Source organism: Chryseobacterium sp. PCH239 (genome assembly GCF_018924625.1).
GTDB lineage: Bacteria > Bacteroidota > Bacteroidia > Flavobacteriales > Weeksellaceae > Chryseobacterium > Chryseobacterium cucumeris.
On sequence record NZ_CP073027.1, the window covers coordinates 4,113,341 to 4,127,272 of the forward strand.

Sequence of the window (13,932 nt, forward strand, 5' to 3'; positions counted from 1 at the left end):
TTAGAACAAACACGCATCTCGTACCCCGTATCTATCGTTACAATACGTTTAACGTTTGTTCTTTTATTTTTTCAAGGTCGTCTTTCATCATCACCACCAGTTTCTGGATTTCTGCGTGATTGGCTTTAGAACCCAGTGTATTGATTTCTCTTCCGATTTCCTGAGAAATAAATCCCAGTTTTTTTCCGTTGAAAGACTCATTGTCCATTACTTCTTTATAATATTTCAGGTGTTGGGCAAGTCTTACCTTTTCTTCAGAAATATCAAGTTTTTCAGTGAAATAGGCCATTTCCTGATAGAAACGTGTTTCATCAACATTTTCAAATTCTTTCAAGGATTTCTGATAACGTTCTTTCACGCTTACAATTCTTTCTTCTTCAAAAGGAATCACTTCGCTAAGATATTTGTCGATATTCTGAATATTTCTGTTGAGTTCTTCGTGTAAGATACCACCCTCAGTTCTTCTGAATTCTTCGAATCTGTCTACGGCATTATTGACAATCTTAGCCAGAGCTTCCCATTCACCTTCCGTTAATTCGTCAGGTCTTGAAGTGATGGCATCAGGAAGTCTTACTGCCATTTTAAGGTATTCGAAATTGGGACCGTCAGAAGCTATGTTTTTAAGTTCGTTAATATAAGAGTCAATTAAGTTTTTATTGATTTTTACATCGTTGGACTCTTCAAGATTCTCGATATTAACGTAGCAGTCTACTTTTCCACGGATAATTCTATCGTTAAGAATTTTTCTGATTTCAAATTCTTTTTCTTTATAACGTAAAGGAATTTTAATATTTAAATCAAAGCTCTTGCTGTTCAGAGATTTAATATCAATAGTAATTTTTTTTCCTTCAAAAACATCTTCGGCTCTACCGAATCCGGTCATTGATAAATCATAGTTTTTTATTGTTCTACAAAGATAAACATTTAAGTCTATAGTTTAACTAATGTTGAATGGCTGGAAGATGGAGGCGAGAAGCTGGAAGGTTGTTGTAAATATATAATGAGATTTAATTAACCTCCAACCTCAGGCTTCCATCTTCCAGCAAATTAAATAAACCCATTTTCGTAAATTAGCGCTGTGAAAAAGAAAAATTTAATTTCTGTAGTAGGACCCACCGGAATAGGAAAGACAAGATTGGCAATTGATTTGGCGAAACATTTCAATACGGAGATTATTTCCTGTGATTCCCGCCAGTTTTTTAAAGAAATGAAAATAGGGACTGCCGCCCCTTCGGAAGAAGAACTGGGGCAGGCACCTCATCATTTTATCGGAAATCTTTCAGTGGAAGAGTATTATTCTATCGGGCAGTATGAAGAAGATGCTCTTCAGAAACTCAATGAACTTTTTACTGCTCATGACACGGTAATTCTTGTTGGAGGAAGCATGATGTATGAAAAAGCGGTGATAGAAGGTCTGCATGATCTTCCGGAAGCCAATGCTGAAAACCAGGAAAAGCTTCAAAATATGATGGAGCAGGAGGGAATTGAAAAACTTCAGGAGATTTTAAAAGAACTGGATCCTGAATATTTCAGTGTGGTGGATATTCACAATCACCGCAGGCTGTTGAGAGCTATTGATATTATATGGCAGACGGATAAAAAATATTCTGAACATATTTCGGTTTCTCAAAATGGAAGAGATTTTAATGTCATCAGAATCGGGATAGAAGCTCCAAGGGAAGAATTATATGAAAGAATTAACCGCAGAGTGGATATCATGATGGAGAACGGCTTGCTGGATGAGGTTAAAAGTCTTGAGAAATTCAAAGGGTTGACAGCTTTGAATACTGTAGGTTACGCTGAACTGTTCAAATATTTCGATGGAGAATGGGATCTTGATTTTGCGGTTTCGGAAATTAAAAGAACAGCCGCAGATATGCAAAACGCCAATTGACATGGTACAGAAAGGCGGACGATATTCATTATTTGCAATTAGGATATTCTCAGGAAGACTTTGAGGCTCTGTTAAAATGGATTGCTGAGCAATTTCAGGAATAAATTAAGCACTTAGTTTGTCATTCTGACGAAGGAAGAATCTCATCGATTGTTTTAAAGATTCTTCATTCCACTTTGTTCCATTCAGAATGACAAACCGGACGCTTCATTTATCCATACATTGTGTCATTCCTTAGGAATCCAAGTTTAAATTCATATTGTAGATAAACAGAAACAATACAAAAATGCGGCTCTGAAAAGAACCGCATCTTAAAACAAATATAATTTAATTTACTACTTCCAACCGCCGCCTAAAGCTCTGTATAAATCTACAATGCTGCTTAATCTCTGTCTTTTTATGGAAGCCAGATTCAACTCTGCCTGTAGGGAATTCCCCTGTGCTGTAATCACTTCCAGGTAATTGGCTGAACCTCCTTTGTAAAGAAGTTGTGCACTTTTAATCCCATCTTTCAGTGTAGTTGCCTGTTCTGTCGCTTTTTGTTCCTGAACTTTTAAGTTTTCATTGGAAACCAAAGCATCAGAAATTTCTCCCACAGCATTTAATACCGATTGACGGAATGCAAGTACATTTTTTTCTCTTTGAATTTTGGCTACTTCCAGATCTGTTTTCAATTGTCTTTTCTGAAAAATAGGCTGGGTAATTCCTCCTAAAACCGATCCGAATAACGAAGCCGGAATCTGGAACCAGTTATCAAATTTGAATGAATTTACTCCACCATTCGCGGTAATTTTCAATGCAGGATACATATTTGCCTGAGCAATTCCTACCATTGCATTGGATTCTAATAAAACCAGTTCCTGCTGACGAACGTCTGGTCTTCTGCTTACCATAGCTGCCGGAAGTCCTGCAGTAATGTTTTGAGGCAGTGAAGTATCAGACATTTCAATGGTTCTGTCGACTTTATTGGGAAGTTCTCCAACCAGAATACTCAGTGCATTTTCCTGGATGGCAATATTTTGCTCCAGCTGGGCTATCAGAAGTTCTGTAGCCTGTTTCTGTGCTGCGGCCTGCTGAACTCCCAAAGAAGTATTATCGCCGCTTTCCCACATTTTTTTGGTCATTAAAAGGGTATTGCTGGTCAGTTCCAGATTGGATTTTGCGATCGCCAGTTGTCTGTCAAGCATCAACAGGTTATAATACCCTTGTGCAATAGCTGCTACTACCTGAGTCTGAACTGCTTTTGAACCTTCATAGGTCTGAAGGTACTGCATTCTTGAAACTTCCTGCTGGTTTTTGATTTTTCCCCAGATATCTGCTTCCCATGAAAGATTGAAGGCTGCGTTATAATCCTCAACATGGCTCGAGCCTAAAAATAAATTTAAGCTTTGCCCGTTCATGCTGTTTTTGGATGGTCTTGAAATCTGTCCGCTTACTCCGAACCCAACATCCGGATACTGCATATATTTTGCCTGTTTCAGTTTTTCCTGTGAAGCAGCCACCTGCTTTAAGGCAATCTGAAGATCATAATTATTTTTAATTCCTTTTTCAATCAGTCCCTGTAAAATAGGATCACTGAAAAACTGTTTCCACTCCAGGTTAGCTATACTGGCTGTGTCTGCAGTGGCAGTGTACTGGAATTTTTCCGGAAGTGGAAGCTCAGGCTCCGTGTAGGCCAGTTTAGACACACACGAAACAGAGCCGATGGCCAGCACAAATGTTAGAATAATATTTTTTACTCGTTTCATAGTTTTTAAACTTTTAATTGAAGACAAAACTTAGAGAGGTTTCTGTTGATGCAAAAATTTCTTTAGTAGGAGAAAATAGTTAGTTTTTAAAACCATTAAGAACAGGCAGGTAAATAGGTAAACCTATGATCTTAAAATTTTCTCTAAGTTTTTGTCATTCATTTTTTTATTAGTGACTAGCAGCTAAAAGTTCTTCCTCCATTTGTTTTTTCAGAAGTCTTTTCTTTTTTCTGCTTGGCATTTTTTCATGCAGGTACTGGAACACTACATACATTACCGGAATGATAAAGATCCCGAAGATTACCCCTGTAAGCATTCCTCCTACGGTACTGTAACCGATAGAGTGGTTTCCTTTTGAAGAAGCACCTTGCGTCCATACCAGTGGAAGCATTCCCACGATGAAGGCAAAAGAGGTCATTAAGATCGGTCTTAAACGTAATCTTGATGCCTGAAGTGCAGATTCTATCAATGTTTTACCGGCTTTTCTTCTCTGTACGGCAAATTCTACAATCAGGATGGCATTCTTCGCTAATAGTCCTACAAGCATGATCAATCCTACCTGAACGTAAATATTGTTATCAATTCCTGCTAATCCTGTGAAGGCAAATACTCCGAAAATCCCTGTTGGAATGGTAAGAATAATAGCAAACGGAAGGATATAACTTTCATATTGGGCTGCCAGTAAGAAGTAAACGAATAGAATACTTAAGAAGAAAATAAAAGCAGTCTGTCCGCTTGTTTTAATTTCTTCACGGGTAATCCCTGTCCACTCATATCCATATCCTCTTGGGAGTGACTGTTGAGCAACCTCTTCAACCGCTTTGATGGCATCTCCGGTACTGTAACCAGGTTTCGGAGTTCCGTTAATCGTAACAGCATTGAAAAGGTTATTTCTTGTTACTGTTTCAGGACCGAAAGATCTTTTTAGAGTAACCAGAGTTTTGGCAGGAACCATTTCTCCCGATTTATTTTTTACATAGATTCCTTCGAGTGAATTAACATCCGTACGGTAAGGAATATCTGCCTGAGCCATTACTCTGTAATACTTCCCGAATCTGTTGAAATCTGATACAAAGCTGCTTCCGAAATAAATCTGCATGGTCTGCATCAGTTCTGTTACAGAAACGCCCAGCTGGTTAGCTTTATCAGTATCCACATCAATAGTATACTGAGGGTTTCCTGCGGCATACGTTGTGAAGGCAAAAGCAATTTCAGGTCTTTTCATCAGTTCTCCGATAAACTGCTGAGTGGTTGTTCCCAATTGTTCAAAAGAACCATTCGTTTTGTCCTGAAGCATGAATTCAAATCCGGAAACGTTACCGAAACCTTGTACAGTGGGGAAGTTAAAGAAGAATGCGTTGGCATCTTTTACCTGGCTTACCTTACCTGTCAATGTTGCAGCAATCTGATCAGGATCTTTCATTTCACCACGCTTGTCATAATCTTTAAGCTTAATGAAACCTGCAGAATAGGGAGAAGCGTTGGCATTACTGATGAAGTTCATCCCGTCCGCTACCCAAAGGTGGTTGGTTGCTTTTTCACCATTAATTATTTGATCAATTTGAGCCGTAGCTCTGTGGGTTCTTTCCAGTGAACTTCCCGGAGGAGTATTCACCGCATACAATACGAATCCCTGGTCTTCCGTAGGAATGAATCCTGACGGCGCTTTCTTGATTAAAAATACACTTGCTGCTGTGATGATAACAAGACCTCCTATCGCAACCCATTTGTTTTTAATTAAAAACTTAAGGCTGTAAATATATTTTCTGGTCATGCTGTTGAAGCTCGCATTGAAAGCATTGAAGAACCTTGCTCCAAAACCTTTTTTATGACCGTGCTCCCCATGTTCTCCCTGAGGATCATTTAAGAACATCGCACATAATGCCGGACTTAATGTTAATGCATTCACTGCTGAAATTAAAATCGCAATCGCCAATGTGAAAGCAAACTGTCTGTAGAAAACTCCTGCAGGCCCCTGCATGAAACCAACCGGAATAAACACGGCACACATTACCAGTGTAATGGAAATAATGGCTCCTGAAATTTCACTCATCGAGTGCATGGTAGCATGCTCTACAGGCATTCCTGTCTGTTCCATTTTAGAATGGACGGCTTCCACCACCACAATGGCATCATCCACTACAATACCAATGGCGAGTACCAATGCAAATAACGTAAGCATATTGATACTGAAACCAAATAACTGCAGGAAGAAGAAGGTTCCTATAATCGCAACGGGTACGGCAATAGCCGGAATTAAGGTAGATCTGAAATCCTGAAGGAAAATAAATACTACAATAAATACCAAGATGAAGGCGATAACAAGTGTTTCCACAACCTGATGGATAGAAGCATCCAGGAAGTCTTTAGAGTTGTACATGATGATTGGCTTCACTCCTTTTGGAAGAGTGGTTTCCATTACTTTCACCTGCTTTTCAATTTCCGTAAGGATTTCGTTGGCATTGGATCCGGCTGTCTGCAGAATAGCAAATCCGGCAACCGGTTTTCCGTCTACCCTGTTGGTCGCAGTATAGGTATAAGAACCGAATTCTACTCTTGCAACATCTTTTAATCTTAAGAAAGATCCATCACTGTTTGCTTTGATGGCGATGTTTTCATAGTCTTCACCCTTATTCAGCTTTCCTTTATATTTAAGGATATATTCGTAAGTTTCCTTACTTCCCTGTCCAAGACGGCCCGGAGCAGCTTCAAGATTGTGGTCTTTAATGGCTCCCAAAACTTCCTGTGGAGAAAGATTATTAGCCGCCAGACGATCCGGTTTCAGCCAGATTCTCATGGAATAATCCCTTGTCCCGAATACCTGAGCCTGTGCTACCCCCGGAATACGCTGTATCTGTGGAATAACATTGATCTTCAGATAGTTTTGAAGGAATAATTCATCATATTGTTTTGCATCTTCACTGGTCAGTCCCATGAACATAATCATACTGTTCTGAACCTTCTGGGTTGAGATCCCGGCCTGTACCACTTCCTGAGGCAGCTGACTCATCGCTTTCGATACACGGTTCTGTACGTTTACTGCCGCATTGTCTGCATCGGCACCCTGTTTGAAGAAAACACTCAGGGTCATGGTACCGTCGTTACTGGAGTTTGAGGTCATATAAGTCATGTTCTCAACCCCGTTTACAGCTTCCTCAATAGGAGTGGCTACCGAACGGGCTACGACCTCGGCATTGGCTCCAGGGTAGAATGCCGTTACCTGAACGCTTGGTGGAGCGATGTCCGGGAAAAGGGCAATCGGTAAATTAAAGAGAGACAAAGCTCCCAATAATAAGAGTATTATGGAGATGACCGTTGAAAGGACCGGTCTTTCTATAAATTGTTTTAACATAAGAAGTTTATTTTTTTAAGTCTTCTGTATTCTAAAAGGACTATAATGGTTTTGCTTTTAACAAGCTGTCCGAAGAAATATTTTTCGGCTTGATGGAAGCACCGTCTTTCAGGTTTCCAATTCCTGTGAATACAATTTTTTCTCCAGGCTTAAGCCCTTCAGAAATAAAGTAATAGCTATCAGTTTTTCCTGAAATTTTAATAGGTCTTCCCATTACTTTCTTATCTTTATCCATTACATAGACATACGTTTTATCCTGAATTTCGAATGTAGATTCCTGTGGAATAACTACCGCATTAGAAATCAGCTGTGGCATACGCACTCTTCCTGTATTTCCGGTTCTTAAAGTTCCGTTGGCATTAGGAAAAACGGCACGTACACTGATGGCTCCGGTAGTTTTGTCAAACTGGCCGTCTACAATGCTTAATCTTCCTTTTTCAGGGTAAGTACTGTTGTCGGCAATCACTAGATCTACCATGGGCATATTTTTCAGTTTTTCTTCTAAGCTTGCTCCCGGATATTTATTCTGGAAAGCAATGAAGTCAAGCTCACTTAAAGAGAAATAGGCATAGATTTCACTGATATCAGATAGTAATGTCAATGGATTCACATCTGTTCTTGAAATCAGACTTCCTTTTTTGTAAGGAATTCTTCCTATATAGCCGCTTACAGGAGCTGTAATGGTTGTAAATCCTACGTTGATTCTGGCGCTTCCTACAGAGGCTCTCGCTTGTGCAGCTGCTGCTACAGCCGCTTCATAATTGGCTTTTGCGGTTTTAAGCTGTACATCAGAAACTACTTTGGCAGCCACCAGCGGCTGAAGTCTGTCTACTTCTACTCTTGCTTTTTGAATATTGGCATTGGCCGCCTGAAGATTAGCCTGAGCCATATTCATCTGTTCGCCATAACTTCTTGAATCTATTTTGAATAACGGTTGTCCTGCTCTTACATATGCTCCTTCTTCTACGTAGATTCTGTCCAGGTATCCATCTACCTGAGATCTGATTTCTACGTTGTTTTTCCCTTCCAAAGCAGTTGGGAATTCCTGATATGTAGTAGCGGGTGAGGTGATAACGGTATAAACCGGAAGTTCTGGAGCTGGAGGTGCGGCATTGGTTCCTTCTGCGGCTTTTGTGCAGCTCTGTAAAAGAATTATACTTGCAATAAGTACAATAAACCTTGTTTTTCCAGGTAATTTCATTGTTGGTTTAATTTTTTTAATGAAGTGTTAGAGGTAAGTAAAAAATGTTTTGATAAATGCTGTATTTTTTCCTAACAGTGTTAATGATTTGCTCAAAAAAAATTACAGAATTTTTAATGTCCGATGAGGTCGATTGCTTCCATAATTGAAATTTTTTTAATGTATTGAAGTGTATAATGATGGTGTAAGGTGTGTTAATTTTACTAACAGTGTTAATTAGTAGACAAAAAATCACTAATTTTAACAACTTAAAATAATGAATGGCTTCATAAATGTTTGAGTTTTTAGTCAGGATTAACAGGAAATATATATTAATTCAGTGTTAATTTTCCTAACGGTGTTAATTTTTAATTCAAAAAAAATCTATAAAGACTTAATAAAAGCCGAAACAGTTTCGTCCAAAGTCGTTTTATTCATTGTTGAAGGGATATCAGCTGTACGCATCATCATAATAGAGATCATTCCATGTACGGCAGAAAACAGAGCATGAGACATATGACAGGCATTGTCCGGATTGGATCCGTTTTTCTTTATAATCTCATAAGTACATTCATAAATAAGTTCCTGGAATGACGAGAATTCTTTTTTCATCTGTCCTTTTCCACAACATTGCATTCCAAGACCAAACATAAGCTGGTAATATTCCTTATTTTTAAAAGCAAAGTTCCAGTACGCATCCACAATGGCAACAAGCTGCTCTTCCGGAGTATCGTGCTTCTGCTGAGCTTTTAACAGTTCAATGTGTAACTTATGAAAGCCATCTAAAGAAATTTCAAATAGAATAGCTTCTTTATTTTCAAAATAATCATATACAACGGGAGCACTATACTCAATAGCATCTGCTATCTTGCGCATAGAAAGCGAACCCCAGCCTTCAGTTTTAGCCAACGTAAAAGCAGCCTGCAAAATATTTGCACGGATGGATTCTTTTTCTCGTTGACGGCGTTCATGTAGACCCATGATTTTTATTTACTAACAGCGTTAGCAAAACTACAAACTTTTTAATATAACTTCCAAGGGATATTGTAAGTTTTATAGGTTCGTCTGCTTTTTAAAGAAGATTAATTAAAGGCTCGAAGCTGGAAGAATGGGTGCTGGAAGTTATTTTGAAGGTTAAATAATATAATAATAGAATTTGACTATAACTATTTTTGAGGGCTAACAATCTTCATCCTCCAGCTTCCAGCTTCCTTACCTTATTAAAAATGAAAATGTCTTTTTCCTAATTAACAAAAGAAATAATTATCTTTGCCGGTAAAGAAATAAGGATATGAATACTCCCTCAAATATGTTGGCATTAGGAACAAAAGCTCCGTTTTTTGAACTTCCTAACCCGTCAAAAACGAATGAACTTCAGTCTTTGGAAGAGCTGAAAGGAGAAAAAGGTACTTTGGTGATCTTTATGTGCAACCACTGTCCGTTTGTTCTTCATGTAATTGACAAGATCAATGAACTATACGAAGATTATAACGAGCGCGGAATTGAATTCATCGCCATCAATGCTAATGATATCGAAAAATATCCGGCAGATTCTCCGGAAAAAATGATCGAATTTCAAATTGAAAGAAGATTTGATTTCCCTTATCTGTTTGATGAAAGCCAGGCAGTAGCAAAAGCTTACGATGCAGCTTGCACACCGGATTTTTATTTCTTTGATGATAAGCTTGATCTTGTATACAGAGGTCAGATGGATGATTCAAGACCTGGAAATAATAAAGATGTAACCGGAGAAGATCTGATTATTGCTTTTGAAAATCTTTTGGCTGGAGAACCTCAGGAAGAAATTCAGAGACCTAGCATGGGATGCAATATTAAATGGAAATAATTGCTAGTTGCTGGTTTATTTAGTTACTGGTTTTTACTCAATAATACAAAGCTGCTCTTTTGGAGTGGCTTTTTTGTTTCTTGCAACATAATTCACCTATTATCCACACAGTCTGTCACTCCGGTAGGAGTCTCAGCGTAGTTTTTCTATTAAAAACTTACTTTAGCTTTAGTCTCCTTTTCAGTCTTTATATCTACATTAAGATTGCTATGAGAATAATTCCTGATAAATTCTGAAGGAGTCTTCCCCGTATATTTTTTAAACATCCTGTTAAAATAGGTCACATTATTAAAGCCACACTGGTAGCTGCATTCTGAAATAGATCTGTCCTGCGCCATCAGCAGACAGGCTTTATTAATTCTATAACGGTTCACAAACTCTGTAAACGTAATCTGAGTCGCTTTTTTAAAGAAATTACAGAAAGCTGGTAAAGTCAGGTTAGCTAGTTTTGCTACTTCTTCAATATCAATTTCCTTGTCGTAATGATGTTCTACATAGGTAAATATATTCTCAAGACGGGTTTTATTTTTAGAAATAATGGTGTGGGGCATGATTTCCTTGTTTAAAAGATCATAATCCTCACATTTTGAAAGTTCAAAAAGAATTTCAAGCAATAATAAATATCTTTTGTAGCCTTCAGATTCCAGCATCAGTTTCAGCCTGGGAAGCATTACCTTTTTTACTTTATGATGAAAATGAATCCCGTACTTTGAAAGTTCCAACAGGTTTTTAATAGATCTCGATTCTACTTCCTGCTCGGGAAACTGAAGGATTTCTTCTTTGAACTGAAGTACAATTTCTTCATGCGGATCAATAGAATTCAGACCGAATCCGGAGTGGGGAATATTGGACCCGATTAATACCAGATCTCCGTTCGTATAATTACTTTTATGATAACCCACGTGACGGGTTCCATTCCCGGAAATAACACATACCAGCTCAATTTCGGGATGATAATGATACTCCCATTTGAATTCTGAAATGGGAGAATTATTATGAATGGTGCGGAATGAGCTCTTTTCATTAGGGATTACCCTTTCAAAAGTAACTTTCATCTAATTAATCATATTTATTCACTAAAAATACTAAATATATTAATATAGTTCAAATATTGATTTACTGTGTTAAATTATCGTTAACAGAAATGCTTCTATCTTAGCCAACAAGAAATCACCTGAATGAAAAATCTTAACATCAAGGCCGTTTTATTTTTAAACTATTTTGTCTTTGCCATTCTTCTGAATTCTGTAGGAACAGTCATTCTACAGGTACAGCAGAATTTTGGGATTTCAAAATCTTCGGCAAGCGTTCTGGAAGGCTTCAAAGATCTTCCAATCGCCATATGTTCTTTCATTCTGGCTTCATTTCTTCCGAAGATAGGAATCAAAAAATCAATGCTGATTGCTTTATTGCTGGTAAGCTGCATGTGTTTTGTAATGCCTTTTACCAATGACTTCTGGGTATTCAAGTTACTATTTGCTACGGTAGGAGTTTCATTTGCATTAATCAAAATATCGGTTTTTACTTCTATTGGGTTGGTAACGGAAACAGATAAAGAGCATTCCAGTTTTATGGGATTTCTGGAAGGGTTTTTTATGATCGGAGTACTGGCTGGAAATGTTTTATTCAGTTTATATATAGATGATCATAATCCGAAATCTACTGAATGGCTGAATGTGTATTGGGTGCTGGGAGGACTTTCAAGTTTGTCTTTTTTATTTTTATTCTTTTCAAAACTGAACGAACAGGAAGCTAAAAGTGATAAAACAGATCTCTTGGGAGATTTAAAAAATAGTGTAAGCTTATTCAGCTATAAAAAAGTATTATGTTTTTTATTATGCGCTTTCCTTTTTGTATTGGTAGAGCAGAGCTTTCAAACGTGGACGCCCACATTTTATAAAGAGATTTTAAAAGTGCCTACCTCTATGAGTATTCAGGCGGGAGCGGTTTTAGCGGGAGCTTTTGCTTTGGGAAGATTTTTATCGGGATTCTTCTCTAAAAAATTCAGCTGGATCTATGTAGTTTCTTTCTGTGTGGTAGGTTTTGCTATCAGTTTATTGCTGGTTTTGCCCTTGACCCATAATATTCATATTGATACAAATACAAACTGGTTGAATGCTCCTTTGGTTGTGTATTTATTTCCTTTGATGGGAGGTTTGCTGGCACCAATTTATCCAAGTATTAATTCTGTGATTCTGGCATCAATCCCTAAATATCTGCACAGTGCGATGTCAGGATTGATCGTTGTTTTCTCAGCAATCGGGGGAACGATAGGTTCTATCATTACCGGTTTTGTATTTCAGGAATTCAGCGGACAGCGGGCATTTTACCTTTCCCTGATTCCGCTTTCATTACTGATCACTTCGGCAGTGTTCATGAATAAATTAAAAATTAATCCTAAAAAATAACAATGAGTAATCAGCTTTATATAAACGAAATTCAAAGTCTGTTTGATAATGTACAGAGATCTGAAATTTTTGAGGATCAGAAAATGATGACGGATGCAGTTCCTCTTTTTCCCATTGCAAAGATCAATGAGGATTATGAACAATCCAAAAATACGGAAGGTTTTGATCTGAAAGATTTTGTGATGACTCATTTTGACTTTTTAGGAGCAAGAGTTTCTGTTCAGAGACAAGATCAGCTCCCTATTGGTGAACATATCGAAAAGTTGTGGGATGAACTCACCCGTACAGCGTATGAAGAAAAAGGGACCCTTTTAAAATTGCCAAAGCCTTATATAGTTCCGGGTGGCCGTTTCAATGAGTTTTTCTATTGGGACAGCTACTTTATTATGCTTGGATTGCAGGTTTCCGGAAGAGTAGAAATGATGAAAAATATTATTGAAAACTGTTCTTATCTGATCCAAAATATAGGATTTGTTCCGAATGCAAGCAGAACTCACTTCCTGAGCAGATCGCAGCCTCCTTACTTTTCATTAATGCTGGATCTTCTTTTCGAAACGACAGGAGACAAGGAGATTTATGTGAAATACCACGAAACACTGGAGAAAGAATATGCTTTCTGGATGAATGGGGAAGAAGGACTTGAAAACGGGTCCAGTGTAAAAAGAGTGGTAAAAACAACAGAGGGAGATATCCTGAACCGTTATTACGATGCAGAAAATACACCACGGCCCGAAAGTTATCTGATCGATATTGAAGATCATGAGAAAGCTTCAGGTGATGAATTTTACAGAAATATAAGAAGCGCCTGTGAATCGGGTTGGGATTTTTCCAGCCGATGGTTTGCAGACGGAGAAAATATACAGACAATAGAAACGCTGAATCTAGCCCAGGTTGATTTGAACTGTCTTTTGTGGCATTTGGAAATGACTTTGGCGAAATCTTCAGCACTTCAGAATCTGAGTGAAAAAGAAAATTATTTTTCAGAAAGAGCAGCAAGCCGAAGACAGATGATCAATAACTATTTCTGGGATGGAAATACTAACAATTATAAAGATTATCACACTAAAAAAAACACAAAAACACCGTCTGAACATATTGCTGCTCTTTACCCTTTATTCCTTGAAATTGCAGATCAGGAGCAGGCTGAGGCAGTTGCTAAAGCTGTTGCTGAAAAGTTTCTTTACCAGGGTGGTCTTGTTACTACAACTAAAAACTCGGGTCAGCAGTGGGATCTTCCCAATGCGTGGGCTCCTTATCAATGGTTAGGATTTAAAGCAATGAAAAATTACGGCTTTGATGAGCTGGCAGAAAAAATTAAAAACAACTGGTGTTCCAATGTAGAAAGGGTCTACAAAAACACCGGAAAGCTGATGGAAAAATACAATGCATTAGACACAGAAACAATAGCAGGCGGAGGGGAATACCCTAATCAGGACGGATTCGGTTGGACCAATGGAGTGTATTTACAATTACAACAAAACTGAAACTAACAATAAAAAATAAG

9 protein-coding genes and 1 pseudogene are annotated in these 13,932 nt (G+C 38.0%); 4 read left to right on the forward strand and 6 right to left on the reverse strand.

Translation table 11 applies throughout. The features are described from left to right. Positions 1–37: 37 nt before the first annotated feature. Complete coding sequence (locus KBP46_RS18965; RefSeq protein WP_062676228.1) at positions 38–883, reverse strand: YicC family protein; 846 nt, start codon at positions 881–883, stop codon at positions 38–40. A gap of 195 nt (positions 884–1,078) precedes the next feature. On the opposite strand from KBP46_RS18965, the pseudogene miaA reads away from it, so the two are divergent. Next, positions 1,079–1,998, forward strand: a pseudogene (gene miaA / locus KBP46_RS18970) (tRNA (adenosine(37)-N6)-dimethylallyltransferase MiaA). A 231-nt stretch (positions 1,999–2,229) separates the two neighbouring features. Here the strand turns inward: miaA and KBP46_RS18975 are convergent. From KBP46_RS18975 to KBP46_RS18990, 4 genes are all read right to left on the reverse strand, one after another. Next, on the reverse strand, positions 2,230–3,642 hold the full coding sequence (locus KBP46_RS18975) for an efflux transporter outer membrane subunit (RefSeq protein WP_216443908.1): 1,413 nt from the start codon (positions 3,640–3,642) through the stop codon (positions 2,230–2,232). A 169-nt stretch (positions 3,643–3,811) separates the two neighbouring features. Beyond that, on the reverse strand, positions 3,812–6,994 hold the full coding sequence (locus KBP46_RS18980) for an efflux RND transporter permease subunit (protein ID WP_123279189.1): 3,183 nt from the start codon (positions 6,992–6,994) through the stop codon (positions 3,812–3,814). Between the two features lie 40 nt (positions 6,995–7,034). Then, positions 7,035–8,195: an efflux RND transporter periplasmic adaptor subunit gene (locus KBP46_RS18985; protein ID WP_216443909.1), complete on the reverse strand. Its 1,161-nt coding sequence runs from the start codon at positions 8,193–8,195 to the stop codon at positions 7,035–7,037. Between the two features lie 363 nt (positions 8,196–8,558). Beyond that, positions 8,559–9,155 carry a TetR/AcrR family transcriptional regulator gene (locus tag KBP46_RS18990; protein WP_034694942.1) on the reverse strand — a complete coding sequence of 199 codons (597 nt, stop codon included), beginning with the start codon at positions 9,153–9,155 and terminating at the stop codon, positions 8,559–8,561. A gap of 310 nt (positions 9,156–9,465) precedes the next feature. Here KBP46_RS18990 and KBP46_RS18995 point away from each other — a divergent pair, with 310 nt between their 5' ends. Beyond that, on the forward strand, positions 9,466–10,020 hold the full coding sequence (locus tag KBP46_RS18995) for a thioredoxin family protein (protein WP_002976725.1): 555 nt from the start codon (positions 9,466–9,468) through the stop codon (positions 10,018–10,020). A gap of 149 nt (positions 10,021–10,169) precedes the next feature. On the opposite strand, the gene KBP46_RS19000 is transcribed toward KBP46_RS18995, so the two are convergent. After that, positions 10,170–11,075 carry an AraC family transcriptional regulator gene (locus KBP46_RS19000; protein WP_216443910.1) on the reverse strand — a complete coding sequence of 302 codons (906 nt, stop codon included), beginning with the start codon at positions 11,073–11,075 and terminating at the stop codon, positions 10,170–10,172. A gap of 123 nt (positions 11,076–11,198) precedes the next feature. Between KBP46_RS19000 and KBP46_RS19005 the strand changes: the two genes are divergently transcribed. Together KBP46_RS19005 and KBP46_RS19010 are read left to right on the forward strand one after the other, a co-directional pair. Further along, positions 11,199–12,428 (forward strand): sugar MFS transporter, encoded by a 1,230-nt coding sequence (locus KBP46_RS19005; protein WP_062676222.1) that lies wholly within the window; start codon positions 11,199–11,201, stop codon positions 12,426–12,428. Between the two features lie 2 nt (positions 12,429–12,430). Then, the gene (locus tag KBP46_RS19010; protein WP_216443911.1) at positions 12,431–13,912 is read left to right on the forward strand and encodes a trehalase family glycosidase; all 1,482 of its coding nucleotides are present in this window, start codon (positions 12,431–12,433) and stop codon (positions 13,910–13,912) included. Positions 13,913–13,932: the final 20 nt, after the last annotated feature.